Below are 25,476 nucleotides of genomic sequence, written 5' to 3' on the forward strand. Positions count from 1 at the left end.
ATTAGACACCCATTGTGTTAGAGAACATGGCCCCAATAATGGCGAAGCCGATACCAATCAGGAAGAAGACAATGGCAATGCCCCATGCCCATCCTTTTGACAAACCCGCAACACGTTGAAGCCCGATCGCTGTCAAAATCGACTGCCAGATGGAAAATACCTCGATCGATCCAAGAACACCCGCCTGGTCACTATTCAGCAAGCCGGCAAGACTCGTAATGAAGATTTCAGGATTACCGCCAATCGCCGCCCTAAGGAGCATATTCAGCAACAGGCCGGCAGCACCGATGATCATGATATGTGTATTCATTGAAAATAATTGCTTGAATGTTACATCAGAACCACTGATTTTTGTAAAAATCATATAAATCGCACTTGATATCAGCACTACGAACACTGGTGTCAGGATTCCTGTAATTGCAACCGTAATCTTTGAAAAAGCCAGTACCATGGCGGCTTCTTCCTCACTCATTCCATCAAGCCCAAGGTAAGAGGCATCCATTGACAATGTCATCAGATACATGCCAATGGCATACAGAATACTCACTAAAATCAGCGGAATCCAGATCTTCGGGTTCTTCCTAATCCGATCAAATTGCTCTCCCGGACTCCAGAACATCCCTATTAAACTCGGTTTCTCGATTTTGCTTTTCAATTCTTGCTCCATTACATACACTCCCATTCTTTTTAAGCCTTTCGACTTACCTTTTACGAGACTGGCATGTAAAAAGTTTCAAAATTAACCAATTTTATAATTTGTTGGGAGTATTACCTTGAAAAAGACCTTCTCGTGCAAGGAGAAAGCCAAACGAAAAAAACAGCCTCAAATAAGAATTAGAGACTGTTTCTTCAATATTATTCAATCTTTTAGCACCGGCCGCCAAAACAACAACGCCATAACCTTCGTATGATGCAGTAGGCAAACAGGATGACGACGATTAGACCAATTACTCCTATAATTGTACCTATAGTAGCAGCCAATGGGCCAAGGAATGCCAGGACCCCAGCGACTAATCCAAAAGTAGACAACAGAATCAACCCTACCCCCACCAGGACACCAAGGAACAATTCGAACACACTGCACGCAGCATGAACACCGTTACTCATATGCTTCACCTCCAAACTATTGTTCAATTCCATCATATGCATGTACCAGAATGCTTGTTTATTTTTAAAGGTAAAAGAGGCGATTATCTTATCAATTTATGTCTTACCCCCATATTTTCATCTATACTGAAAGTGGTTTATGATGGAATTAACTAGAATGAACAGGAGAATTGTAATGCAGAAACAGCAAACAAGTTTAAAGCCTTTCCTCAATTTAATTTTATCGACAAATATTCCGAAGGCGGCCCTGTTCACCGGTATGGCTGCCAGTCTCATCACTACTCTGGCTGGCCTGGTGGTTCCGCTTCTGACGAAAAATCTGGTCGACGGATTTTCGGTTGAGGCAATCAGCGTTCCGCTCATCATCGCGATTGGCGCTGCCTTCATTATTCAGGCATTGATTAGCGGAATTTCCATCTATCTGCTCAGCTATGTTGGGCAAAAGGTCGTCGCGAGGCTGCGCGAAAAGATGTGGTCCAAGCTGATCCGCATGCCTGTCCGTTACTTTGACAAGCAGTCCAGCGGCGAAACGGTCAGCCGGATTGTTAATGATACGAGTATAGTCAAGGAACTGATCACGAATTATTTTCCCAATTTCGCCACCGGGATCATCTCCATCATTGGTGCTGTCGTGATTTTACTCGTGATGGATTGGAAAATGACCTTGCTCATGCTCATTTCCGTGCCACTGACGCTCGCCATCATGATCCCTCTCGGCAGGAAAATGGCAAAAGTCGCACGCGGGCTGCAGGATGAGACAGCAGTTTTCACCGGACATATCACCCAGACTCTCGGTGAAATCCGCTTAATGAAAGCCTCTACGGCTGAAAAGATTGAAGAAGACAATGGCTATGGCGGGATTGATAAGCTGTTCAACTTTGGGTTGAAGGAAGCGCGGATCTTCGCGTTGATTGGTCCGATCATGCAGCTGATGATCATGGTCGTCATCGTCATCATCATTGCCTACGGCGGTATGCGCGTAGTAAATGGGACAATGTCGACAGGTGCACTCATCGCCTTCCTGCTTTACTTGTTCCAGATCATCATGCCGATCACTTCGTTCGCGATGTTCTTTACCCAGCTGCAAAAAGCGAAGGGCGCGACAGAACGCATTATCGAGATACTCGATCAGCAACTTGAAGAAGGCCAGGAAGGCATCGAAACAGACATTAGCAACCTGCCGATCACCATCGATAATGTCAGCTTTGCCTATAGTGAGGAAGAACCCGTCATTGAGGACGTTTCGCTGGATGCGCAGCCTGGACAGATGGTTGCTTTCGTCGGACCAAGCGGCGGCGGCAAAACGACCATGTTTGGGCTTATCGAACGTTTTTACGAACCGACTATAGGAGAAATCCGGATTGGTGACACGCCGATTCGAGAATTATCGCTAAACTCATGGCGCAACCAAATCGGCTATGTTTCCCAGGAAAGTGCGATGATGGCCGGCACCATCCGTGAAAACCTATATTATGGGCTGGACAACAGAGACAGAATTCCCGATGAGCGCCTGTGGGAGGTCGCAAAAATGGCCTATGCCGACCAATTCATCGCAGATTTCCCAAAAGGACTTGATACAGAAGTCGGCGAACGTGGCGTCAAATTATCTGGGGGGACAACGGCAACGGATTGCAATCGCTCGTGCCTTCCTCCGCGATCCGAAAATCCTGATGATGGACGAAGCCACCGCCAGCCTCGACAGCCAATCAGAAGGCATCGTCCAGCAAGCATTGACCCGCCTGATGGATGGCCGGACGACATTCGTCATTGCACACAGGCTCTCCACCATCGTTAATGCAGATAAGATAGTTTTTATCGAAAAAGGAAGAGTGACCGGAATCGGCACCCATCGGGAATTAATCCAAACACATGATTTATATAGAGAGTTTGCACAGCAGCAGCTGGCATAAAAGTCCATTCTATAGAGGAAATTCCTTCCCCATGATTCCGGTCATTTTTTTTAAAATAAAAATGAAGGGACCTTTAATAATGGTATACTAGCAAAGGTTAGAGTGGAGGATTTTGGAGATGAAAAAAATGCTGACAATAACTTTGCTGATTGTGTTGCCATTATTGACTGCCTTCACCTGGTTTCAGTTTTTTGGCAACAAGGAACGTTTATTAAAAATAAGCGATTATAAAATCTTTTATGGATCGCCCACAGAAAATATATTGGAAGAGATGCGCAAGTTCGATATGGTGATAATCGAAACACATGAATACACCTCTGAACAAATTAAAACCATACAACAGGACGGGACAATTGTTCTGGGCTATTTAAGTGTCATGGAGCTGGAGACGTGGAATGAAGGCTTAGTGAAAAAAGTAGAAGAATCCGACTACCTGTTCGTGGATAAAAAGAAAAAGTATATACAAGAGTGGGACACCTATCTTATGGATCTATCAAGCAAGCACTATCAAGAGCTGCTTTTGACAGATGCCAGAAATCATATCCTGAGTAAAGATGTGGATGGGATTTTCATTGATACTGCAGGTGACATTGATGATTATTTTTATAAGGATGAACAAACGAAACAAAAACTCAGGGATGGTTATCTCCAATTGCTTACGGCCCTTAAACAGCAGGATCCGGAAATCTTGATTCTACAGAACTGGGGCTTCGATACCTACAAGACAACAACCAAAAATCTAGTGAATGGGATCATGTGGGAAAACTTTGATATTTCCCGATTGGAGAACAGCGAATGGGGTCAAAATTGGATTGAATTTTTCAAAAAAGAACAGAAGCTTGCTGTCTTCACAGTCGCACCCGATGAAAAAAGCAGACAATACAGCAAGAAACAAGGATTCATTCCATATCAGAACAATTCAAGTATATATAATGAATGGGAATAAGAATAGCGCAAGCGCCTTGGTCAGCCCCGACAAGCGCTGGAGGGCCGACCGGTGAAGTCGTTCTTTGACTTCATTGGGCGGACCGAAGCGTCTCGAGGGGCTAGGCGCTGGAGCTGGACAGAGAATAGCGCATTCGCCTTGGTCAGCCCCGACAAGCGCTGGAGGGCCGACCGGTGAAGTCGTTCTTTGACTTCATTGGGCGGACCGAAGCGTCTCGAGGGGCTAGGCGCTGGAGCTGGACAGAGAATAGCGCAAGCGCCTTGGTCAGCCCCGACAAGCGCTGGAGGGCCGACCGGTGAAGTCGTTCTTTGACTTCATTGGGCGGACCGAAGCGTCTCGAGGGGCTAGGCGCTGGAGCTGGACAGAGAATAGCGCATTCGCCTTGGTCAGCCCAAGCAGGAGCTGAAAAAGCAAATTCGTTAAGAATTCTCTGTACAATAGTGAAAAGCCCTTGCTCCTTATCGGTGCAAGGGCTTTTCCACTTATTTCTTGCCGTCTTTCCAAATTACCGTTAACTCACATAATCCCCTTTATATTGGACAAGCGATACATCCTCTACCCCTTCGATACTGGATAGTCTGTTAACAAAAGAGGTGTTATCAACCTTCAGGATTACTTCCATTGTCAGTTCAGTCACATCGTGGCGGATGATCTTCGACTTGAGCACTGCATCGATTTTCGCGGTTTCCTTCTTCACTCCCTCATGGCTATCGTTATGGTAGCGGATGATGAGCAGATAGGCGAAATGGTTATACTTTTTCTTTGTCATGAGCAAAACGACAGCCGCCACAAACAGGGAGCCAATGATCGCCACCGAAAAGATTCCTGCTCCTGCTGCGATACCGACAGAAATGGCCCAAAACATGAACACGATATCCCTGGGATCTTTTACTGCGGTCCTGAAGCGGACAATACTCAGAGCACCTACCATCCCTAAGGACAGGACGATATTCGTACTGATTGTCATGATGACAATGCTAGTAATCAAGGTCATCAGTACAAGGCTGATATTATAACTATCACTATAGACAACGCCTCGGTATGTCTTTTTATAAATATAATAAATGAACATCCCCATAGCAAAAGAAATCAGTAATCCGATAAGGATGTTCAAGAATGGAAGCTGTTGAAAGGCCTCCACATTCAAAAAACTCTTTTTTACGATATCGTTAAAGTTGGTCTGTTCCATTTTCTTCCCCACTCACTCTTTAAATTGCTTGATCCGTTCTTCGCGGCACAGGACATACTTGGATATCGCCTGTCTCTCATAGCTGCCAAGCTGGAGGACAGACTGAAGTGATTCTGGCTAAAAATGCCTGTATTTCACTTCCATTATGATCACTCCGTCCTGTAATACCTCTCTGCCAACTGCGTGCTCATCGAACAGATCGTGCGTATTCCATACCGAATTCAGCTGTTTGTCAAAAGTGATCCGGATATCATGGAAAGGGTCGACATAGGCTTCCCTTATATAATCAACAATAACTGCAGGCCTCATCAACTGCGACCTGCTTAACAGGTAGAAATCCTTTGCAGAGGGATCCTCCATTTCGCCTAAAATTGAAAAGTTACCGCTGAGCAGCTGATGATAGATATCCATATTAATAGAGGCTGTCGTTTTTTCGACGATATCACCAAACCTGCTTTTCTTTTCAAGATTGATCGTTCCTGTATTTTCATTATAGATACGGATTCTGAACTTTTTTCGATTCTTTATCCCATTGACTTTATCATATATGTCTGTACCTTCTGCATTATCAAAGTATAAGCTGGTAATCCGGTATCCTTCTTCTGAAACATGATGACGGTCCGCTTTAAGTAGCAGCGCCAGCCGTTTCCTTAATATCAGGTAATCGGTGTAGCTGATATAATACTTAAGTTCATGCCTTAGTTTCCTCATTCTACTCTCCGCCTTTACTCGACTCGAAATGCTTGTACGCCATGATAAATATTGCCGTCATCATCTTCATAGGCATCAAAGGCCTTCTGAGAGTTGCCTTTTGAGTCATAGGCAATGACCTTCCAATAATAGATACCTGCTGGCAGCGTCTCTGTCGAGAAAGAAGCCGCGCGTAATTGTTCCTTTTTAACCAATGGATTTTGAAAATCAGGATTATTGCTGATTTCCACTGTGTAGGAAAGATCGTCCATTTGCAGGTCATAAGAATGTTCCCACGTAAGGGTAATCCCGCCAGCGCTGACATTGGCAGCATTCAGGAAGAATGGCATCGGATTTTCCAAAGAATCCAAATAGTCCTGATATTCACGAGTTGGAACTGCTGCCAGCGCATCGAAAGCTTTCGAGAAACTTTCAGCTTTCATAGGCAGGAAATTGACATCCGGCTGCCTTTGAATAAAAGGCTCAACAATCTTACGATAAGTGGTCAAATACTCCTTCGTGTTTTCTTCGTTTATGATCTTGGATAATTCCTCCATTTTGGCAGAAAGGGACTCAACATTCCGCTGATCCTTCAGGAAACGATTATGAAGACTGACTCCCCAAAAAAGGCCAATCCCATCCTCCCAATCAGGAAATTCAATGGAAGACTCTTCATCTTCCCATCCCCAAGCTGCATCATAATCCCATGGGATAAAATACCATTTATTATCATTCAATGGGCTGTATAAATAAAAATTCTGTGAAACAACATCTGTATTGTCCATCAGCAAGTTGACAGCAAGCCATGTTTCATAATTATCCCTGTCAAAATGCTTGTCAATCACATCATTGATCGGCATTTTGTAATCATTAACATCTTCAAGCATTTCAATCAGTTTCTGGTGATCTTCGCTGCCGTGAATTTCCAGCCTTTGTTCAAATAACTTCTTATCATAACCCTCGTTGTCAGCCATCTTGATTTCATCTGGGTACCGGAAGAATTCAAAGTTCTCTGCTTTGTAAAGCTGGCCATTTGGGTCAAGTCCGCGCGCAGCTAAGTATCGCTCATTTCCTTGTTCAATATGAGTATATAATCCATAATCCTTGAATTCTGATAAGGCATTTCCTTCTGTTTCATCCTTGACATATAAATGAACAAATGTCGTTCTGAAGCTGGCTATGTCAGGGATGTTTTTAAACATGTCAAAAGAAAGTTTATTCCGCACCCTCGTCATATCATAACTGTGTTTATTCAGATTCAGCGTCCGCTGACCTTTCCAAAGACCCGCCGAATCCTTCAGCTTTATTTTGTAGGATTTCTGCGGAGCAACCCTATTAGAACGTCCTCTGATCGACATGGTGGCATTTGTCTGAGCTGTTGACAGCCCCGGTGCTTCTTCTTTCTTTCCATTCAACGAGAAGACGACATCCAGGGAAGGACTGTCTGTGTTGCTGCTGTTTAAATCATACCAATGATTCAACTCATAAAAGCTGTCATTATTATCCTTTGGAATCGTAATGTACATGTCAACGACTTCTAGTGACTCCTCCTGATAAATCCGTTTGTCCTCAATTAATCCGCTTTGGGCCTATTTTTTCCTCTCATTCAGTGCGGGGTCAGCCTTCTCTTCATAAGGATCTGCCTGCTGGCACCCTGGCAAAAGAGCAAATAGGATCAGCAGTGATGTCAGCAGAATGTTATTTTGCCTGTTTAGCAATGGTCATTTTCCCTCCTACTGAAAGAGTTTTAATTTTTCAAGAAGTTTACTAACTTTATAGTTTTCTTCTGTGCGGAACAGCGGTTGGGCGCAAAATGTATAATAATCGAGCTCATTTAAGTAAAAGGTCAGCCGTTTTCCTGTTATGACAACTGCCACAGCACCTGCCAAGAACACTGATAGACCGTAGTGACCTGTATACAAAATGATTACGGTAAAAAATACACTTAACAACGCATATGTGCCAGCAGAGATCATTGCTCCTTTTTTATCGTCAAAATACAAGATGAAATGAAACATAGTATAGAAAATACTGAAAAAATAATAGCCCAGCGTAACGATCAAATAAATATAGATTTGTTCATTTGTGAAGCCAATCCTAGGAAGATAGAAAAGTCCAAGTGCCATGAAGGCGATAACGATCAGCAACTGGGCTTCCGCAATAAACGAGATCTCAAGGCCAATGGTCTTGAACATCTGCTTTTTAGCATGAATGATTTCCTTTAGCGGCGATTGCGTCAAAATCCGGTCATAATATTTCCTGTAGACGGTGTAAAATTTCGTTTCCACCGCGACAATGAACATGATCATCGCCGTGAGGATCGTCAAATACGCGTAAAATACCGGGACATCATAATAGGGAGCAATATAGAAGGTCTGATCGACCACATGCTGATATTCTCCAAACCAGGCAACAACTGTATGACCAAACAGCCCTAATGTATAGAAAAAACCAGCAAGAAATAAAAATGGATGCTTCTCCAGATAAATGAAAAAGTGAAAGTAATCATGATCATTCACACGAAAAAAGAGTAAGATATAGCGCATAAAGCCTGCCATAATAATGAAAAAACCGATATCAAGACAGATGAACAGAGAAGTCGCATCTTTCTTTCCAAACAAAAAGATGGTGACCAGAATCAATACGATGGAAACAATGAAGCCGGCAAAGAAGCTTTTTACGATTTTCATATAATCCTTGAAAGCTGAAACGTACATACACTGAATCCAAATGACGATCAACTGGATAAAAAATAAATAGGTGACGACTTTGAAGGTAAGCGGCAATGGTGAAGACCAGTAAAACCAATAGGCCAGACTTCCACCTATCATCACAGCCATCGCAACAAGACCGAACAGTGAAGACAGCACTCGTTCTGGACGGTTCACAAATGATTCATCCGCGATATAGCGTGAGATGACCAGATTGAATCCTCCTGTAACGAGTTGCGAAAACACGAACGCATATTCAGCTGCCGCCATGAAACGTTCCCTCTCAAGAAATGAAGTACCAGCATATTCAAGGATTTGGCTGGCCAAGGCAATCAAACCGATGCAAAATGCCATCGGTCCGACTGTTGCCAAGGCAGAATAGCCATAGGCCCTCAACTGGTTGGCGACAGATCGTCTATGAAATAACTTCTGCAGTTCAAAACCTACTCCTGCCATACTGATCCACCACATTTTCGTATAATTGTTGATAACTATTAATGAATTTTGTTTCTGTATACTTCATCTGGACCCGTGCTCGCCCGGCCCGGCCCATTTGATTTCGCAACTGGGCGGATTCACAAAGTTCGGATATGCGATTGGCCAATTCAACATAGTGCATAACAGGCACAACGAATCCAGCCTTCTCTTTATCCTCGCCAGTTCCATAAATTATCTCTTTACAGCTGCCAACATCTGTTGTGACATAGGGAATTCCCATTGCCAAACCTTCGAGAATTGCTAACGGCTGCCCTTCGCTAATGCTTGATAATACAAGCACATCCACTTCTGAGAGATAGTCCTGGATTTTTACCGCTCCAGTAAACTCGATATCTGCCAACTCGAGAGCATCAGCTAATTGCAGGCATTCATGATAATATCCCTCATCCTCTTCCACTGGTCCCATAATCAGAAATTTAGCACGAGGATGCTTCTGCTTCACGAGGGCGAAGCTTTGGATCATTGTTTTGATATCCTTGATCGGTACCAGACGGACAATGGCCCCAATTGTAAAATCTGTTTTGTCCATATGATGTTTCGGCGCTGCATCTGGCAGCTGCACTCCATTGGAGATGATTTGAGTCTTCGCTTCCTTGCACCCTAATGCTATTTGTATCTGTCTGTTTTTTTCAAACAAGGAAACGACAGGATCGGCAAAAGTATAGGCAGCAGCAGACATGGAATAAAAATACTGAATCCACAAGTCTTTTAGATAGCCCTTAATCCAAGATGCCTTGATGATTTCCTCTTCCCTTTCCCTTGTATAAATTCCATGCTCGGTCAAAATATATGGCTTGTCCCTAAAAAAAGCGGCTATGCTTCCTGCAACTCCGCCATATCCGGTGGAGACACTATGATACACATCGGCTTGGGGTGGAGGATGCATAAGCACAACGAACAATGGCAGCAGCATCGACCTCATCGTCCAGAACATCTCCGTAAACGGCAAGTGAGCGTATCTCTCAAGACAGACTTCATGGATGATTTCATAGATGTCCCGGCTCATGATAAATCCCGTTACTTTGTCGATTCGACCGCTTGAGAATAAGGAAAAAATAAGGATCCAGTCGGTGTCCGTTTCATCGAGCAGTGATTTAATGACCGCTTTTTCTTCTTCTGTCAGGCCATAACTCTTGCCGAAGGTGCTTTCCCCTGCCTTGAACTCATCAAGGAATACTTCTTCTACCTTGCTTATGTTTTCGGGGAGCTGATAAGCATAACGGCTTTTTTGTTCCACCTTTGCCCCAATACTATATATGATGAACTCATGCTGCGGCATGGAAGTGACGATCTGCTGGATCCAGCTTGAGACGCCACCCAATATATATGGATACGATCCTTCAGCAATCAGGCATATCTTCATGGCGTTCTCCTAAATTCTACTGTTGTCTTGGCAGAGTCTGTCGTGATGGCATACACATGCTCATCAATTTCCTTGTACGTTCCATTGGTTACCGAGGATATTCCGTTTTCTGAACGGACAATGAAAGTTAAGTCACCCGCAACGAAGTCATTATAAATCGTCATTCCGTTTTCTGTATCCATGATATAGGTTTGTGTTTTCCAATATTCGGAGATTTCCTGTCCAGCTTGTGAAGCAATCATCGGTCTCAGCCAGGCATGTTTCTTGTATAAATATTTTAAAAAGTTTTGATAGTTTTCATTCATTTTTTCATACGTCCGGTTGAATCTGCGATCTGGATCCAATACATCATCCGGATGGATAAAATGAGAAAACACTCCGACAGAATTCAGGGAATTGATTAAAGACCAGTACTGGTTATCTTGAATGACATAGCCTGAGGTGATCCTTGGCAGGTGGATAAAATCTTCATCGGCAATGAACTCTTGTGTGAACGATTTATTTTCTTCACTTGGGAGATAGAGACTTGCAATTATACCTACATTTGGCAAAGCCTTTTTAATTGCCTGAAGCCCCTCCTTGCTAATGATATTGGAAGGAGGAACGTACAGATTCTGCTCATAACCGGGGTACAGTTCCTCGGAATAGGAATCAAGTGTCTTCAGGGATTCTTCCATAGCTGACTGGGATTTCCACACTTTGTAGCCAAGGTCCTTCACATCGTTTTCGTTCAATGTCAACGATTGATGGTTATAGCCATGAAAACCGATTTCTCCATCCATCTTGAGCAAATCCCGACCATATCTTATCAAAAGGTTCTTAGTATTATGCAATTCCAAAGAAAATGGCGGCTCTACATTATTCTGATATGTCTGGATCATCGCACTGGAATATACTACATCATATTTTGCCCCACCCTTTTGAATATCTGCCCACCAAACTCGCTGGTAAAAATCCTTCGTTTTCATTTGAAATTCTTTTTGAATCAATGGGTGATTGCCTTCTGGAAACGGAGCAGGAAAATCATCGATGAATGCCACTTTTGCATTAAGGACCGGATAGGCATAATTCTCTTTGGTAAGGCTCATGGCAGCGGCTATAATTCCCCTATTATCCTTCGAACCTAGTGACGAACCATTAAAAAAAATGAATCTGCCTTTTTCAAAGTCCTGTTTCCACAGCAGAGGAATTCCTTCACCTGTTTCAAGCAAGACATCAAGATCTTGCTGGAGGGATAAGGACAAAGAAGAATTCGTAAAGAATCCGCCTTGGAATTCCATCCCTTTGGCGCCGAACAAAACAGAAGAGTTCACCTTTACACCTTCAGTCAACTCATAGTCCCCGATTTCATTGATGCCGAGTTTACGATAGATTTGATAGAGCTGGCTGCCAATTTCCGGCCTTATCGCAAAAAACACACTTCCCCCATTCGCTGCGTAATCCATAAGTTCATTAAAACGATCCATCTGATCTATCATTGAAAAAGCAATCACGATGGTTTCATATCCATTTAATTCCTGTGGCGTATTAGTAAAGGGCACCACTTCCCAATCCTTTTTCATATACGTGAGGGTCTGCGCAAGATTATCAGCCATTTTAACGCTGTCCTCATTATTTGAGTTGGTGAGAATCAATACCTTTTCCTTCTTTGCTTCAGACAACTCTTCTTCACTCAATCGCTTTTCTTCGTTAGGGGCATTCACAACTGGCCCTTTTTGGCTGTTCAGCAGCAAGATGAAGTCTGTCTGGAAAACGCTTAAAACAAGCCCAAACACAAAGACAAATCCAACAATTGCTTTCACAGATGCATGAATGGCGAACTTTTCTTTCATAAAGACTCCTTACTGAGCCAAAACCTCAATTTCTCCAGTCCCGCTGGAGATAGTCTGACTGTTGAACTCCCTAAGCTTATTTATGGTTTTCTCGAAGCTTTCACGATCGTTGAGGATGTAATAGACTTTCATCATTGAAAAATATGACTCTTCCTCGTCGGGGAAATATTTAAGAAAACGTTTGGCATCGCTTTTAGCTGAATCATAATCTTTCAGTTCTAGCTCATTCTCTATTTTGGCGATATGATGAAGCTTTGCTTCCGGTTCAAGTTGAATGAGTTTTTCCAAACAATCATTGTATTGATACATATAGCGCATATTCATTCGCTCTTCAAACAGTCCACTCTTTATATATTCAGATAATGCTTTGGAATAAGCCGATAATATGTCAAGATCATCCGGATTTTGCCCGGCTTCATATTCAAGAGTTTGCAGGGATGTCTCAAGCTTTCGTTTCATTTCCTGGATTGCAGCAGCAGCGTAATGAGTTGTCTCCGAATCTTCATTCTCTAAAGCCTTCTTAAGAATCGAAAGATGATCAATTGAGTAGTCCTTCAATAACCTGATCAGCATCTGTCTTTTTTTCTGATCCTCGTTCAGTAATAAGGCATCTGCCAATGGGATTACATCAACCATATCCTCTTCGAAGTAAATTTCGCGCTGATGTTTATTGCGAAGGAGATAATCCATTGACGCCTGGAAAGGGGTCCCATTCGGTTCAATCTGTCTTCTATCCAATGCCCATATCAAGCCAATGCTGATGAATGGACAAAAAAGCAAGATGATGAAACGCGTTAGAAGCTGCTTTTTTCCAAATAAAAACCTTAAAATCAGATATATTACTGCCAGCACATAGTACAGGATCAACAGTTTAAACATATTGATGAATTCCTTTGTCATTCACTTTCTCTACTTCAATATCCTGGCGTTTAAGCCTCTCAACCACAACATCAACTTCCATCTCGGTGGAATTTGATAGCAGAATGAAGAGCTTTCCTTCCTCATCGCTTCCCAAGAAGTCCGTATCACGCAGCTGTGATGAAATTTTCTCGATCACCTGCTTCAGCTCAGGCACCCAGGGAATTTCGAGCAAGGAAAATGGAATATTCATTTCTTCCTTCATGTGCTCCCTTTTTTGAATCATTTTCTTGAATACGTCTGGTTTTAAAATACGTGATCCCCTGATATATCTCTGACTGTAGGTAGCTGTTTCGTATTCATACCCCCGTGATAATGCAGATGAAATCAACCGTGAGATTACTGTGAACAGATTTTCGTAATGCAGCGTCAAAGAGTCGAACCTTGGTTCATGCAGTTCAATGACCGCAATGACCTTTTCACCGCTAATCACCGGGGCCGCCATCACCGAGGCTTCATTTTCCCAGTCATGGTTCATGAGGACTTTCTTTTTGCTGATAATCTCTTTATGTAACGGATGACTCATGACAGAGATGGAGCGGGGGACTTCAAAGCTTTTTCCTCCGGATTTTCCCGCTAACCTCAAGAATTGCTGGCTTTCATTCACATGATAGAGTGCGACCTTATCTACATTCATCAACTTTTCCACAGCTTTGACTGCACCGCTGATCACTTCCACTGATTCAAGACTATCAAGTGAGGAAATCACCTCAAAAACTTTACCCACACTGTCTTCCGTCTGGAAGATTTGCTGCTGCAGACGATCGTGATTCTGTTTGGTATCGTGATGGATGGACTCGAGAAACTGATATTTTTCCTTGAGTTCATCCAGATCATCCAGTAACGCTTCCTCCCTGACCCTTCTTCGGTCCATTACATAACCGGAAACAAGGCCAACAAGCAAAAGAATAGCAAACTGAAAAAGCAAACCATAGTCCGTAAAGATCGAGACGAGTTCTCGCCCATTTGACAGGTTCATTGTAATAAGGTGGAAAGTAGCAAGAAGCACAGCAATAAAAGCCTGGCTTTTTCCTAGTAACATTCCAATTATGAAAATATAAACAAGCATGGGATTGATGTGAGTGACTGTTTGACTTAGAAACTGGCTGAGAGAGGAGAACAACGCAAAGACAAAGAGGTTCTCGAGGAACGGAAAGTATTGGCTTCTTTTTAATGAAAGAAAAAGCCGTGAGGGTACTTGCTCCTTCCAGGGATCGCTCTCCTCTTTTCGTTCTCGGTACCAATCGAATGTATTCTTCATCCCTGCCTCAATCGTATACTTAGGCACCCAATCGATTTCTTCGGTCAGTTTCGAGTGGTCGAGGCATGAATCCTTGATGTCACCCTGTTTTTCTGAAAGATAACTGACTTCCTTAATATCCGTAAACGTCTGAATGGTTGCAATAAGTTCATTCACACTGGTTTTTGTTTTGCTCGAAAGATTGAAGATTCCTTGAATATTGCTTAGAACGCTTCGATAGATCGCCTCTGCCACATCCGAAACATAGATAAAGTCTCTGGTTTGTGTTCCGTCACCATAGACAGTCAGGGGCTTATCCTTCATGATATTATTCAAAAAGCAGCTAATCACGCCGCTTTCACCTTTGGCAGACTGACCTGGCCCATAGACATTGGAAAAACGAAGCACCAATGTATCCAGGCCGAATAATTCATTCCATTTTTCAGTATAATACTCGCCTGCAAGCTTGTTCAGGCCATAGGGTGATTGCGGAGACAACGGGGCCTCCTCTGGAATCGGCAGTTGAGGATGGTCCCCATAAACAGCTGCTGAGGAAGCAAACAGGAATTTGCTGACATTGTATTTACTTGAAAGCTCAAGCATGTTCATCAATCCAATAATATTCTGCTTGGCATCGTGAACAGGATCTTCAAAGGACTTGCCCACTTCAACCTGTGCCGCTAGGTGAATCACGACATCAAATGGATTAGCTTTGAAAATTTCTTCGCATTTACGATCGGCAATATCCAAGATCCAGGCTTTATGACTAAAGGAAATATTTTCTTTCCTACCTGTTGAAAGATCATCAAGAATATATATTTTATGTCCTTCTTTATAAAACCTTTCAGCAACAGAAGATCCTATAAAACCATATCCACCTGTAATTAACACCCTCATCACAATTCCCCACAATCCAATCTAAATCATCAAACTTCTACAATAAAAATACTAGCACAAAAGACCCAGAAGGACATCTGTTATTTCAAACCAATGTGTTCGTGAACTTTCAGGCAACTAGTTTCAGATAAATCCATTGGTTACACTAGTAAACAGTGAAATAAAAGAAAGAGCAGACGTTTGGCCCGCTCTCTCTTATTGTAATTTATTTGCTCTATAGCACAAAAAATTTGACAATATAAATCCTGCTTGATTTCCACATAAACCTGGTGTTTGACGAGTTAAGAGTCCACCGTCATGACTGGCTGTCCCTTCATGCTCTATTCAATCTTCTTAAGGACCCTGGGACAGCAAGCGGCTTGCCGGCACTCAGCCTTAACAGCTCTACACAAAAATAATCTCCTCGGTTGCCCGGTAGTCCCTCGGTGACAGGCCAACATATTTTTTAAAAGTCCCGCTGAAGTAGTTAGGGGTGTTGTATCCAAGTTCTTCAGCGATGGCTTCTACGGTGTGGTCGGTGTGGCGAAGCATCCAGACGGCGCGCTGCATGCGGACGAAGGTGACATACTCGACGAAGCTTCGTCCGGTTTCTTGTTTGAAAATCCGGCTGAAGTATGGAACGCTGAGATTGATTTGATCGGCAACCTGCTTGATTGACAAATCCTCCGTACAGTACTGGGAAATGTACTCGAAACACTTTTGAATTTGCATATCCTTCGTGATTTCTTCAAAATAGCGGAGCTGCAGTCTTTCGTAGGGCGATGTCCGCCTTGCTTTGCAAGCTTCTTTGTACGAATGGTGCAGCATCAGCGGCTCGCGATAGACCGAGCCCACTCCGATATAAAGCTGAATACCATATTCATTTTCCAAAGAATCAATCGTCTCGAGAATACGTCCCTCTCCCTCTTTCCAATGCTTCACCGAACTAAATTCCGGCGGCACCTGAAGCAACATTAGCAGATGTTTCCTATAGGAAAGGAAAGTAACCGCAAAACCTGCAAACTTACTTTTTAAAAAATCATGGATGACCATTGACGCCTGCATGCCTTCTTCCAACCTTTTTGCCGGACAGCGGACGAATCCCTGAATAAAACAGACCGCATTCGGCACAGCTTCCCCCGTCAGGAAAAAGCGGGACTGCAGAAGCTCTTCCTCTGTCTTCACATCTCCTGATAGCAATCTTCGTAAAAAAGCTTCCCTAAAGGGCAAGGCATTCTGCCCAGCAATTTGCTCCGCATCAAAATGGTGGAATACTTCCTCATTTTCTGCGAATCTCGTATTCTCACTTTCAATCTCTTCGATCGCCCGTTTTAAGGTGCGTAAAAAAATCCGTTTTTTCACCGATTTGACCAGCAGGTAGGTCAGCTTGAATTCGATTGCCAGCGGAGAGGTGTGCAAAAGGGACGGGTCCAGCAGCGGAATGATCCGGCAGCTCTTATTCCGTTTGCGGAACCGGTGTATTTTTACCCAATCATGCCATTTGTTCACTTCAATAATCGCGATATGTATATCATTCTCTTGGTCGACGAGCTTGCAATCCTCCTGGCATTCTTCTAAAATCCAGGCAGCAAGCTTACCGCGCTCTCCTTCATCTTCAATGCCAAGCCAAATGGAAAACAACCATAACATCCCCTTTGTTATTATTCATTTCCACGAATAAAAATTTAAATTATATTAAATATTTGTATATTTCTGATAATTTATTGTAAGGTATTGGACAATTCTCTATCGTACAATCAATTTAATCATATCATGGCTTGCCTAAAGGAGGGAAATCTTGATAACGGGAAAAGCCAAAATATTAACTAGGGGGAATCATATTGGCAGGGGAGTATCGGGAGTATAATTATGTAGCGGCTGATACAATTGACGTAAGTGAACTTGAGCCGCTTGATCCAGAAACGAAGAAAATCATGAAAAGTGAATTCAGTACTGGCATTAAACTTACGCTCTTTTACTATGTATTCATTCTTTCCATTCCTATTTTAAATTGGTATGCAGCAGAGTTCATGTTCTCCCGGATGTGGGGCGGCATGACCTACAGCTGGTTCTTTACTAGTATTGTCGCCATGGCTATGGCGTTTGTCATTGCTCTCATCCATACGACTTTATATGAGAAACGCCTGAAAAATGAAGCAGAAAAATCCTCGACTCCTGCTGATGGAAGGAGGATTGGCTGATGTCGACATTCCTTGAGCCGAAATTCCTGTTAACCTTGATCCTGATGGGAACCATTGTGTATATTACCTATCTTACAAAAAGAAATGCGACCGCTTCCGATTACTTCGTTGGAGGACGCAGCTTCGGCTGGTTCACCAACGGCTCAGCGATCGGCGGCGACTATTTAAGCGCAGCCACCTTCCTTGGGATTGCCGGCCTGACCTATCAGCTCGGTTATGACGGCGCTTACTATGCTTTTTGCTTCTCGATCGGATTGACACTCCTGGCGATTTTCGTTGCTGGACCGCTTCGCCGCTTTGGAGCTTATACAGTCGCTGACTTTTTGGCCTACCGGTTCCACAGCAAGCGCGCCCGTCTTGCTGCGGTCGCTGTCGTACTGGCGATTTCCGGTTTCTATGCTGCCCCGCAGCTTCTCGGTGCTGCTCAAATTCTAAGCATGTTTTTTGGCACCAGTTATGAATTCGGAATCATTTTTACATGCTCGGTTATGATTTTCTATGTGGGAATCGGCGGCATGAAGGGAACGACTCTCAACCAGGCGCTTGAATTATGGATACGCCTTGGCGCGTTCCTCCTTATGGTCGGCGCAGCCATCTGGGGCGGACTTCATTATCAGGATATCCTGGCATCGATTAATGAGTTCAAAGGAACGATTACAGGCACAGCAAGTTTGACGGCAGATGGAAAAGATATCCCGTTCGACGGCTCTGTCTGGACCGGAACAGGCAACTACTTCCCGTCCTTCTGGCAAACCATGTCGATGACAATCGGACTTTCGCTTGGAACCATCGGGCTTCCGCACATCCTTCTGCGTTTCTACACAAACCCAAGTGCGAAAGCTGCCCGAAGGTCCGCTTTAATGGCAATCGGAATTGCAAGCGTGTTCTTCTTGTTCGCAGTGTACCTTGGAGTAGTTGGCCGCTCCATCTTCTTGACTGGCGAAGCTGATCCTGCAGTCATGAAGGATTTGATTACAGGCGGCAACAACATGGTTGTCCCGTCAACAGCACAGGCACTTGGTGGGGAATGGCTGCTTGGCCTTGTCATCGCCGGCGCCTTCGCAGCTGTCTTCTCTAATCTTTCAGGACTGTTCATCGCAAGCTCTGGTGCTTTGGCCCATGATTTGTACGCGACCTTCTTCCGCAAAAATATTACTGAAAAAGAGCGCGTCATCGCTGGTAAAGTTTCAATCATTGTCCTTGGTGTGTTGTACGGAGCACTTGGTCTCATGGTAAAGGAAGCCTCCATCGGACATCTGGTCGCGCTGGCATTCACTGTTGCAGCAAGTACGTTCACCCCAATCTTCATTCTTGGCATCTGGTGGAGAGGAATGACGGAAAAAGGAGCCATCGCCGGTCTCGTCATCGGTCTGGTCACTTCGATGTACATGATTTTCTTCAAGACGACCCTGCCTGAATTCCTGCAGTTCAACGTACCTGGAATCATCACGGTACCGGTCGGATTCCTGTCCGTCTATATTGTTTCAAAGCTTGATCGACGAGTTCCATCTGATGTGAATGAATTTATGAAACAAGTTCATTCCAAGGAATCAGAAGCAGCGTAAACGTTCTGATTTAGGTGTACTTTCTTTAAATGACAATGAAAATGGCGTGTAAAACTGACATCAGTTTTGGCACGCCATGTTCTTGTTTTATGATATTTTCATCTTATGTATGCATACATAGGCTCCTGTTAATATGAGATTCCTATAGTATTCAATAAAAAGAGCATGAATCCCTTCTAAGATTCATGCTATTAACAACTGTTCACATAAAGAGAAGCCAGGGATTGTGAACTGCTCCCCGGCTCTTTTTCTGCTATATAGATCCTGCAACCCTGCCAACAGACTCTCCCTGTGTTTCTACATACAATGTCCGACTTGGGAATGCCACAGATACGCCTTCTTCTTCAAGGATTTCCATGATCGCAAAATTGACCTCTTCCTTCACTGCCAGGAATTCTTCCCAGACGGTTGTTTTTGTGAAGAAATAAAGGAAGATATCAAGGCTGCTGTCATTGTACTCGTCAAATTTTACAAAGATTGTATCAGGATGGATGTCTTCGTTAGCTCTCAACATTTCTTCAATCCTGAGAATCGTTCTTTGCAGCTTCATCCTCGGTGTGTCATACGTTACCCCAAGCTTGAAGGTGATTTGCCTTTTCCCCATTTTGCTCCAATTTGTGATTGGTTCATTTGCTAAAATTGCGTTCGGAACCGTGACAACGGCTTGTGCGAAGGTGCGGACTCTCGTGCTTCTGAAGGAAATATCCTCAACTGTCCCCTCAACACTCGGTGTCTTGATCCAATTGCCAATCGTAAATGGTTTTTCAGTGATAATGATGATGCCTCCAAACAAGTTTCCGATGGCGTCCTTGGCTGCCAGCGCAAATGCGAGCCCGCCCAAGCCAAGCCCTGCAATGAAACCATTCACATCGTACTCAAACACCTGCGCGATGATACTGATGCTGATCGCGACGATGATGAACCGGATCGCCTTTGAGAAAAATGGAATCAAAATCTGGTCGATTTCCATTTTAAAACGGTCATTCATTTTCATGAAGAGCAAGGACGATCCCGAAGACAGATTGTAGAGTCCCCATGCAATGAGCATGATGATCGACGCTCTGATAATCTTTAAAAATAGCGGATTCGTTTGTTCCATGAACGGGAAGTAATCCGCCGCCACATAGATTCCTATAATGATAAACAACCAACGAATCGGCTGCTCAAATGCAACGGTCATACTGGAGAAAAATTCAGTCGGCGTTTTCTGTCCCAGTTTTAACATCAGCTTGAACACATACTTCGTGAAAAGCTTCCGGAACAACAGGAATAAAAAGAAGATTCCTACGGAAATCCCCAGACTTTCAAGCACTTCATATGACAAAAAGTTTTCCCACCAGGTCATTACGTCATTCCCCTCTCTATTTTTTGCTCGTTCCATCATAACATTGAATTTCTTTTAAAAAAACGTCAAGGAATGATTTGTATCACTTCTTTGTGTATGGCTAAGTGTTATTTTTAACATGAGAAACATTATCAGTTATTTCCAATACACACTCTAGGAGGAAATATAATCATGAGTGAAATGATAAATAATCGTGAATTGAAAGCAATGGATCCTGCCAAGCGAAAGGCAACTTTAAAGCAGCTTTTCAAAGATTTGCATGATGGTAAAAATGCGAATGAAGTCAAAGCTCACTTTGATGCTTTCATCGGAAAAATAACCATCGATGAAATTGCCAGTCTTGAGCATGTCGAACTGCTTGAGGGCGATATATCAGTGACGGAAATGCAGCGTATTTATGCGGCTCACTCCGAACTTTTTAAAGGAGCAATCGAAGATAACAACTCAGTGTACGGACCTGAAAACCAGCCGGGCCACCCGGTCCATACATTCGAAATGGAAAACCGTGAGATTGAAAAGCTTTTACAAAGTAGACTTCGAGTTCATCTTGAACAATTTGCAATTGAAGACAGCGCTGAAAATATCAACCTTTTGCTGGAGGACTGCAATCTGCTCTATGACATTGATAAGCACTACAGCCGCAAAGAAAACTTAATCTTCCCTTACCTCGAGAAGTACGGAATCTACGGTCCGACGACGAATATGTGGCGAATCGATGATTTTATCCGTGATGGAATCAAGTTGGCAAAGAAAAAACTGTCCAATTATGATGGTAATAAAATTTGCGTCATTGAAGAGGTGCAGTTTGTCCTCAGGGAAGTTAGCGAAATGGTTTACAGGGAAGAAAACATCCTCTTCCCAATGGCATTGCAAAACTTTACAGAGGATGAATGGGTAAAAATCGCCCATGAAAGTGACGAGATCGGCTATTGTCTGACGTCACCGACTGAGGAATGGAAGCCTGCCCGAAAACATCTTGACGCAGAGGCAATCTCTGAAGGCTATATCAAAATGGAAACGGGGATTCTGTCTTTGAAGCAGCTGGAGTTGCTGCTGAACCACTTGCCTGTCGACATAACCTTCATTGACCAGGACGATGTCGTTCGCTATTTCTCTCATGGAAAAGAACGGATTTTCGCACGGACAAAGGCAGTCATTGGTCGTACTGTCCAGAATTGCCATCCGCCGAGAAGCGTTCATGTCGTCGAAGATTTGCTGCGCGACTTCAAAGCTGGCAAAAAAGACACCGAAGACTTCTGGATCAAGGTCGGCGACAAATTCGTCTATATCCGCTACTTCGCAGTCCGTGATGAGGACAATCAGTACATCGGCACCCTCGAATTCACTCAGAACATCAATCCCATTCAGGCGATTGATGGAGAAAAACGGATTTTATCCTAACACAAAAAGGAGGCCCTAATAAAAAGGACCTCCTTTCCCTTATACTCCCTCTTCCAGGCTTACCTTTGGATTCCTTTTCATTAAAGGAACCAAAACCATAATGCCAATAAAGAGCAGAACGGCTGCTGTTTCATAAATGTAAACAATGGAAAGATGCGTTTTCAGCCATCCCGCCGCTGACATGGTGATGACCATCGCCCCCATGAAAAGCGGATTGAGGATGCCATTCACCCTGCCAATGAAAGATTCTTCCGTGTTTTGTAAAATCATCGTATTGATGCCGATGTGAATGCATGGCATGAACAATCCGGAGAAAAATTGCGCCGTCAATGTCAGCCAGAATACGGTTGATAACCCCATCCCAATGAAGCCGATCGCACTCGCAGCCATTCCGATCGCCAGCAGCACTTGCGGCTGAACCTTCCTCGAAATCGCAACAGTGATGCCTCCTCCCAGAATCATTCCTACTCCGAAAGCAGCCATTAGCCACTGCAACTCTTCCTTAGGAAGTCCCAGCCTTTCTGTAATCAGGAAAACGCCAAGCGGCTGGGTCAAACCAATGGCAAGACCTGCTGCCGCGAAACATCCGCCCAGCAGTGTCAATGCCCTGACGTTCAATACATAGCGGAATCCGTCCTTCATCTCTTCTATCAAAGTTGTTTTTGTTTTTTCAGTAGTTGGTTCCTTGTCTGCCGGCAGCATCAACAAGACAGCTGCGGAGCAAATGAAGGCAACTCCCATGACTGCGACAGCCGCTAGAATGCCGAAACGCTGATAGACAAAGGTCCCAAGGATTGGCCCAAGAATCATAAAGAGCGCAAAAACGGTTTGGTACATCGACATCCCCATCTGGACAAGCTCCATCGGGACGTGCTGCTTGAACAGCTTCATTCCCGACGGCTGGGAAAATTGCGACAGGATGGATGAAACCAAAGTCGCGAAGAAAATCATTTTCCAGCTGCCAAAAAACAAGGTCAGAAGCACCGCGAAAACAGATACGGCACTTAAAACATCACACCAGATCATCGTCCTCTTCGGCCGCCAGCGATCCGCGAACGTTCCTCCTATGAACGAAAACAGGAAAATTGGTGCAAATTCGGCAACGGATATTAAAGAAACAGCAATCGCGTTACCATTCGTTTTCTCAATCACATACAAGAGAATCGAGTAATTCCGGACCCAGATCCCGATTTGGAGGAAAAGCACCGACAGCAAAATTGTCCGGATTACCTGATTTTTAAACAATGCACCCATGCCAACATTTTGGTCATGCGTCATTTCCGTCATAAAAAAACCCCCCATTCCTGACTGGATAGGGAGCAGCACTTCAACCATAAAAGAACACAGAACACGCCTGGGCATATTCATTTTTAACATTGAGTTCTCAGAAGGCAAGCCTAATCCTATCCAGAAAAATTGTGTATGTCAATTCCTTCTCAAACAGGATTAGTTATTCATCGCCCCATGTCACCCTTCCACAAAATAGTATTACCATACTACCCGAAAACAAAATTCAAATCAATACGGTAGTAAGCATGAGGATGTCTTCATGAAGATGTTCCTTTTTGTTGAGCGTATTTTTTGTCTATTGGAAGCCCTTCGATCGGACACTTTCCTTCCTCTTTCCCTTCACGCTTGTCCGATAGAGCCATCCCTATCGGACACTCCCCACTTCTTTCTCAGCCTTTTTGTCCCATAGAGCCTTGATCATCAGATGTCCCTCCCACAATATTTTCCCACACCATGTCCTTTTCTCCTCCCCGCCTGTATATAGAAGGTGAAAGGAGGTGAGGCAAATGGCAATGGCAATGTTGAAGGATTCTAATATCAGGCTGATGTTTGAAGCTGGTGTCGATGAGAAGGGCGAGCCGATCTTCAAGGGCAAGACTTACCGCTATCTTAGAAAGGAAGCTACTGCTGATCAGGTTCAGCAGGCGGCCGTGGCTCTTGGCGGCCTTAGCGCGAACTTGTTAAGCTCTGTGGAACGTAACGACAGCTTCGATATCATCTAATCTGGCACTCTACTAATCCAATAGGAGGTGAAAAATATGGCTAAAACCCTTGAGTTGCAATTCGCTACGGATCTTGGCAAATATGCCAAGCTTACGGTTGATAACCCTGCGGAGCCGGTGGATCCAGCTGCTGTCAAGCTGGCAATGGAACAAATCATCGCGTCCAATGCTTTCCTGCCAACGAATGGAACCCTTGTTTCTGTTCACAGTGCACGCGTTGTTGAACGCAACGTAACCGAATATGAACTAGTGTAATGAAAGTGAGCCGGTCTTTTTCTAGAGACCGGCTCTTGTTTTAAAGCATTCAAGGAAGGAGGAATCGCACATGGAACAGCTGATTCCATTCATCAGCGATGTTGGGTTCCCGATTGTTGTGACTCTGTACTTGCTTCACCGAATCGAAGCAAAACTAGATACAGTCGTCCAATCAATCCAGGGCCTGCCCGCACGATTGCAGGAACGGCAAGAGCCAGAACCGGTTTACACCCAAAAGGCAATCCGAGAAATCAATCACTAAACATTTGAAACCATCACTCTTTTAAAAAAGAGGGTGGTTTTTTCATTTAATCAAACGTTTAATTAGAATTATTTAGATGGTCACGCAAGAGTTATTGGAATTATATGTTAAAATGAAATCAATGATTATTCGGCTTGCTTTACTTGGCTGGCTGACTTGATGGCTTAGAGGGGGGCAAAAATGGAAGCTATTATTTATAATGTCATTTTAATCGCTAGTTTCCTATTTTTATTACAGAAAAAAGAAGATACAGAACCTTATTTTCCGTTAAAAATTATTGGATACTTTTTATTAGGCTCGTTTGCCTTTAATTTGAATCAAGTCTCTCTGCCTCTTGGGTTTATCTTGTATCTCCTGTTTTTCCTTCCCAAGTTGAATGTGCATGTAAAACGGACGGCTGCTGTTATTGGTGTTTTTTCCTTTATCCTTGTTCATTGGATTTTCCCGTTTGGACTCAACCAATGGGAAAACCGCTCCGTTTTTATCAAGCATGATCTTGGCTCCGTATATGTGGTGGATTTTCAAGATGAGTTTGAGGGGATGAAGCAGGAATTAAGTCTGGAGAACGACTTCTTGAAGCTTGAAGACTTTAAAGTGGAATATCTTGAGGATGGCAGCATGAAAGACCTAAGCTGGCAACTGGTCCAGCAAGATGACAATAGCTTTAATCTTTATTATATACAATATGATTTTGATAAGAGCAGGTATCAAGTTAGAAAAAGCCGGGCTGATACATGGCTACAGTATGATCGATTAACAGATGCTGGCCGTTTCTTTGAAAATCTTGATGTACTTGATATTAAAGACCTTACTCAAACGAAAGGCAGTTTTTCGTTCTATGTAATCCAAAGTTCCGGGGAACGGGTCTTTTTAGCAGAAGAAGAAAATCGAACTGATTTCTTTGTATCAAATGGAGAAATCCAGTTACTAAATCATGAGCAATTGCCAGTAGAAGGGTATATTGTTTCAACCTTTGCCATGAAGAAAATGGAAGAAGAAAAAGATGATCAAGGAAGAATAGTACATGAAAGCTTTGAAGGCACTGAATCATCCAATTATCTATTTGATGTAGAGTTTGGGGAGTAAAAAAACTCATAAACGAAAAAGAGAGTGGCCTCTTGCCACTCTCTTTTTCACTATTGGCAGAGCCATCCC

24 protein-coding genes and 1 pseudogene are annotated in these 25,476 nt (G+C 43.5%); 11 read left to right on the top strand and 14 right to left on the bottom strand.

The window, feature by feature from the left end; genetic code table 11:
* Position 1: 1 nt before the first annotated feature.
* Complete coding sequence (locus LC048_RS18785; RefSeq protein WP_226606474.1) at positions 2 to 667, bottom strand: YknW family membrane protein; 666 nt, start codon at positions 665 to 667, stop codon at positions 2 to 4.
* A gap of 200 nt (positions 668 to 867) precedes the next feature.
* Positions 868 to 1,107: an ABC transporter gene (locus tag LC048_RS18790; protein ID WP_226606472.1), complete on the bottom strand. Its 240-nt coding sequence runs from the start codon at positions 1,105 to 1,107 to the stop codon at positions 868 to 870.
* Between the two features lie 175 nt (positions 1,108 to 1,282).
* Here LC048_RS18790 and LC048_RS18795 point away from each other — a divergent pair.
* The 4 genes and pseudogenes from LC048_RS18795 (at position 1,283) to LC048_RS18810 (ending at position 4,262) form a co-directional block, all read left to right on the top strand.
* Positions 1,283 to 3,017 (top strand): annotated as a pseudogene (locus tag LC048_RS18795) (ABC transporter ATP-binding protein).
* Positions 3,018 to 3,135: 118 nt separating this feature from the next.
* Positions 3,136 to 3,963 carry a putative glycoside hydrolase gene (locus LC048_RS18800; RefSeq protein ID WP_226606469.1) on the top strand — a complete coding sequence of 276 codons (828 nt, stop codon included), beginning with the start codon at positions 3,136 to 3,138 and terminating at the stop codon, positions 3,961 to 3,963.
* A gap of 51 nt (positions 3,964 to 4,014) precedes the next feature.
* On the top strand, positions 4,015 to 4,140 hold the full coding sequence (locus LC048_RS18805; RefSeq protein ID WP_306048440.1) for a hypothetical protein: 126 nt from the start codon (positions 4,015 to 4,017) through the stop codon (positions 4,138 to 4,140).
* Positions 4,137 to 4,262, top strand: coding sequence for a hypothetical protein (locus LC048_RS18810; protein WP_306048442.1), 126 nt, complete (start codon positions 4,137 to 4,139; stop codon positions 4,260 to 4,262). The genes LC048_RS18805 and LC048_RS18810 overlap by 4 nt, the downstream gene beginning before the upstream one ends.
* Before the next feature lie 212 nt (positions 4,263 to 4,474).
* Here LC048_RS18810 and LC048_RS18815 read toward each other — a convergent pair whose 3' ends face one another.
* The 10 genes from LC048_RS18815 to LC048_RS18860 all read right to left on the bottom strand — a co-directional run bounded on the left by LC048_RS18815 (position 4,475) and on the right by LC048_RS18860 (position 16,921).
* A complete protein-coding gene (locus LC048_RS18815; protein ID WP_226606466.1) occupies positions 4,475 to 5,152 on the bottom strand; it encodes a DUF4956 domain-containing protein in 678 nt (225 codons plus the stop codon).
* Positions 5,153 to 5,269: 117 nt separating this feature from the next.
* Entirely contained in the window at positions 5,270 to 5,863 is a 594-nt protein-coding gene (locus LC048_RS18820; RefSeq protein ID WP_306048444.1) for a polyphosphate polymerase domain-containing protein, read from the bottom strand.
* A gap of 14 nt (positions 5,864 to 5,877) precedes the next feature.
* Entirely contained in the window at positions 5,878 to 7,368 is a 1,491-nt protein-coding gene (locus tag LC048_RS18825; RefSeq protein ID WP_306048446.1) for a CotH kinase family protein, read from the bottom strand.
* Between the two features lie 63 nt (positions 7,369 to 7,431).
* A complete protein-coding gene (locus LC048_RS18830; protein WP_306048447.1) occupies positions 7,432 to 7,560 on the bottom strand; it encodes a hypothetical protein in 129 nt (42 codons plus the stop codon).
* Between the two features lie 15 nt (positions 7,561 to 7,575).
* Positions 7,576 to 9,009 (bottom strand): exopolysaccharide Pel transporter PelG, encoded by a 1,434-nt coding sequence (pelG, locus tag LC048_RS18835; RefSeq protein ID WP_226606458.1) that lies wholly within the window; start codon positions 9,007 to 9,009, stop codon positions 7,576 to 7,578.
* The gene (gene pelF, locus LC048_RS18840) at positions 8,990 to 10,414 is read right to left on the bottom strand and encodes a GT4 family glycosyltransferase PelF (protein ID WP_306048449.1); all 1,425 of its coding nucleotides are present in this window, start codon (positions 10,412 to 10,414) and stop codon (positions 8,990 to 8,992) included. Before pelF ends, pelG begins: the two co-directional genes overlap by 20 nt.
* On the bottom strand, positions 10,411 to 12,246 hold the full coding sequence (locus tag LC048_RS18845; protein ID WP_226606454.1) for a DUF2194 domain-containing protein: 1,836 nt from the start codon (positions 12,244 to 12,246) through the stop codon (positions 10,411 to 10,413). Before LC048_RS18845 ends, pelF begins: the two co-directional genes overlap by 4 nt.
* Positions 12,247 to 12,255: 9 nt before the next feature.
* Positions 12,256 to 13,125, bottom strand: a complete 870-nt coding sequence (locus LC048_RS18850; RefSeq protein WP_306048450.1) for a tetratricopeptide repeat protein — start codon at positions 13,123 to 13,125, stop codon at positions 12,256 to 12,258.
* Positions 13,118 to 15,301 carry an NAD-dependent epimerase/dehydratase family protein gene (locus LC048_RS18855; protein ID WP_226606448.1) on the bottom strand — a complete coding sequence of 728 codons (2,184 nt, stop codon included), beginning with the start codon at positions 15,299 to 15,301 and terminating at the stop codon, positions 13,118 to 13,120. Before LC048_RS18855 ends, LC048_RS18850 begins: the two co-directional genes overlap by 8 nt.
* Before the next feature lie 384 nt (positions 15,302 to 15,685).
* Positions 15,686 to 16,921 carry an AraC family transcriptional regulator gene (locus tag LC048_RS18860; protein ID WP_226606445.1) on the bottom strand — a complete coding sequence of 412 codons (1,236 nt, stop codon included), beginning with the start codon at positions 16,919 to 16,921 and terminating at the stop codon, positions 15,686 to 15,688.
* 200 nt (positions 16,922 to 17,121) lie between these two features.
* On the opposite strand from LC048_RS18860, the gene LC048_RS18865 reads away from it, so the two are divergent.
* A complete protein-coding gene (locus LC048_RS18865) occupies positions 17,122 to 17,481 on the top strand; it encodes a hypothetical protein (protein WP_226606422.1) in 360 nt (119 codons plus the stop codon).
* On the top strand, positions 17,481 to 19,046 hold the full coding sequence (locus LC048_RS18870; RefSeq protein WP_226606419.1) for a sodium/solute symporter: 1,566 nt from the start codon (positions 17,481 to 17,483) through the stop codon (positions 19,044 to 19,046). The genes LC048_RS18865 and LC048_RS18870 overlap by 1 nt, the downstream gene beginning before the upstream one ends.
* Positions 19,047 to 19,299: 253 nt before the next feature.
* On the opposite strand, the gene LC048_RS18875 is transcribed toward LC048_RS18870, so the two are convergent.
* A complete protein-coding gene (locus tag LC048_RS18875) occupies positions 19,300 to 20,391 on the bottom strand; it encodes a mechanosensitive ion channel family protein (RefSeq protein ID WP_226606416.1) in 1,092 nt (363 codons plus the stop codon).
* 171 nt (positions 20,392 to 20,562) lie between these two features.
* On the opposite strand from LC048_RS18875, the gene LC048_RS18880 reads away from it, so the two are divergent.
* Positions 20,563 to 21,792: a DUF438 domain-containing protein gene (locus LC048_RS18880; RefSeq protein ID WP_226606413.1), complete on the top strand. Its 1,230-nt coding sequence runs from the start codon at positions 20,563 to 20,565 to the stop codon at positions 21,790 to 21,792.
* Between the two features lie 39 nt (positions 21,793 to 21,831).
* Here LC048_RS18880 and LC048_RS18885 read toward each other — a convergent pair whose 3' ends face one another.
* Positions 21,832 to 23,079, bottom strand: a complete 1,248-nt coding sequence (locus tag LC048_RS18885) for an MFS transporter (RefSeq protein WP_226606410.1) — start codon at positions 23,077 to 23,079, stop codon at positions 21,832 to 21,834.
* Between the two features lie 509 nt (positions 23,080 to 23,588).
* Between LC048_RS18885 and LC048_RS18890 the strand changes: the two genes are divergently transcribed.
* From LC048_RS18890 to LC048_RS18905, 4 genes are all read left to right on the top strand, one after another.
* Entirely contained in the window at positions 23,589 to 23,804 is a 216-nt protein-coding gene (locus LC048_RS18890; RefSeq protein WP_226606407.1) for a DUF1659 domain-containing protein, read from the top strand.
* Between the two features lie 36 nt (positions 23,805 to 23,840).
* Positions 23,841 to 24,059, top strand: a complete 219-nt coding sequence (locus tag LC048_RS18895) for a DUF2922 domain-containing protein (RefSeq protein WP_226606405.1) — start codon at positions 23,841 to 23,843, stop codon at positions 24,057 to 24,059.
* 70 nt (positions 24,060 to 24,129) lie between these two features.
* On the top strand, positions 24,130 to 24,321 hold the full coding sequence (locus LC048_RS18900; RefSeq protein WP_226606402.1) for a YvrJ family protein: 192 nt from the start codon (positions 24,130 to 24,132) through the stop codon (positions 24,319 to 24,321).
* A gap of 180 nt (positions 24,322 to 24,501) precedes the next feature.
* Positions 24,502 to 25,407 carry a hypothetical protein gene (locus tag LC048_RS18905; RefSeq protein ID WP_226606400.1) on the top strand — a complete coding sequence of 302 codons (906 nt, stop codon included), beginning with the start codon at positions 24,502 to 24,504 and terminating at the stop codon, positions 25,405 to 25,407.
* The last annotated feature ends 69 nt before the right edge of the window (positions 25,408 to 25,476 follow it).

The organism is Mesobacillus subterraneus (assembly GCF_020524355.2).
Taxonomy (GTDB): domain Bacteria; phylum Bacillota; class Bacilli; order Bacillales; family Cytobacillaceae; genus Mesobacillus; species Mesobacillus subterraneus_C.

What these genes read in the sequence shown, in the direction of transcription:
- LC048_RS18885 (WP_226606410.1), bottom strand. Translation starts at nt 23,079, where the DNA reads ATGACGGAAATGACGCATGACCAAAATGTTGGCATGGGTGCATTGTTT.
- LC048_RS18785 (WP_226606474.1), bottom strand. Translation starts at nt 667, where the DNA reads ATGGAGCAAGAATTGAAAAGCAAAATCGAGAAACCGAGTTTAATAGGG.
- LC048_RS18890 (WP_226606407.1), top strand. Translation starts at nt 23,589, where the DNA reads ATGGCAATGGCAATGTTGAAGGATTCTAATATCAGGCTGATGTTTGAA.
- LC048_RS18870 (WP_226606419.1), top strand. Translation starts at nt 17,481, where the DNA reads ATGTCGACATTCCTTGAGCCGAAATTCCTGTTAACCTTGATCCTGATG.
- LC048_RS18880 (WP_226606413.1), top strand. Translation starts at nt 20,563, where the DNA reads ATGAGTGAAATGATAAATAATCGTGAATTGAAAGCAATGGATCCTGCC.
- LC048_RS18845 (WP_226606454.1), bottom strand. Translation starts at nt 12,246, where the DNA reads ATGAAAGAAAAGTTCGCCATTCATGCATCTGTGAAAGCAATTGTTGGA.
- LC048_RS18905 (WP_226606400.1), top strand. Translation starts at nt 24,502, where the DNA reads ATGGAAGCTATTATTTATAATGTCATTTTAATCGCTAGTTTCCTATTT.
- LC048_RS18850 (WP_306048450.1), bottom strand. Translation starts at nt 13,125, where the DNA reads ATGTTTAAACTGTTGATCCTGTACTATGTGCTGGCAGTAATATATCTG.
- pelG (WP_226606458.1), bottom strand. Translation starts at nt 9,009, where the DNA reads ATGGCAGGAGTAGGTTTTGAACTGCAGAAGTTATTTCATAGACGATCT.
- LC048_RS18855 (WP_226606448.1), bottom strand. Translation starts at nt 15,301, where the DNA reads ATGAGGGTGTTAATTACAGGTGGATATGGTTTTATAGGATCTTCTGTT.
- LC048_RS18825 (WP_306048446.1), bottom strand. Translation starts at nt 7,368, where the DNA reads ATGTACATTACGATTCCAAAGGATAATAATGACAGCTTTTATGAGTTG.
- LC048_RS18895 (WP_226606405.1), top strand. Translation starts at nt 23,841, where the DNA reads ATGGCTAAAACCCTTGAGTTGCAATTCGCTACGGATCTTGGCAAATAT.
- LC048_RS18820 (WP_306048444.1), bottom strand. Translation starts at nt 5,863, where the DNA reads ATGAGGAAACTAAGGCATGAACTTAAGTATTATATCAGCTACACCGAT.
- LC048_RS18900 (WP_226606402.1), top strand. Translation starts at nt 24,130, where the DNA reads ATGGAACAGCTGATTCCATTCATCAGCGATGTTGGGTTCCCGATTGTT.
- LC048_RS18875 (WP_226606416.1), bottom strand. Translation starts at nt 20,391, where the DNA reads ATGACCTGGTGGGAAAACTTTTTGTCATATGAAGTGCTTGAAAGTCTG.
- pelF (WP_306048449.1), bottom strand. Translation starts at nt 10,414, where the DNA reads ATGAAGATATGCCTGATTGCTGAAGGATCGTATCCATATATATTGGGT.
- LC048_RS18815 (WP_226606466.1), bottom strand. Translation starts at nt 5,152, where the DNA reads ATGGAACAGACCAACTTTAACGATATCGTAAAAAAGAGTTTTTTGAAT.
- LC048_RS18790 (WP_226606472.1), bottom strand. Translation starts at nt 1,107, where the DNA reads ATGAGTAACGGTGTTCATGCTGCGTGCAGTGTGTTCGAATTGTTCCTT.
- LC048_RS18800 (WP_226606469.1), top strand. Translation starts at nt 3,136, where the DNA reads ATGAAAAAAATGCTGACAATAACTTTGCTGATTGTGTTGCCATTATTG.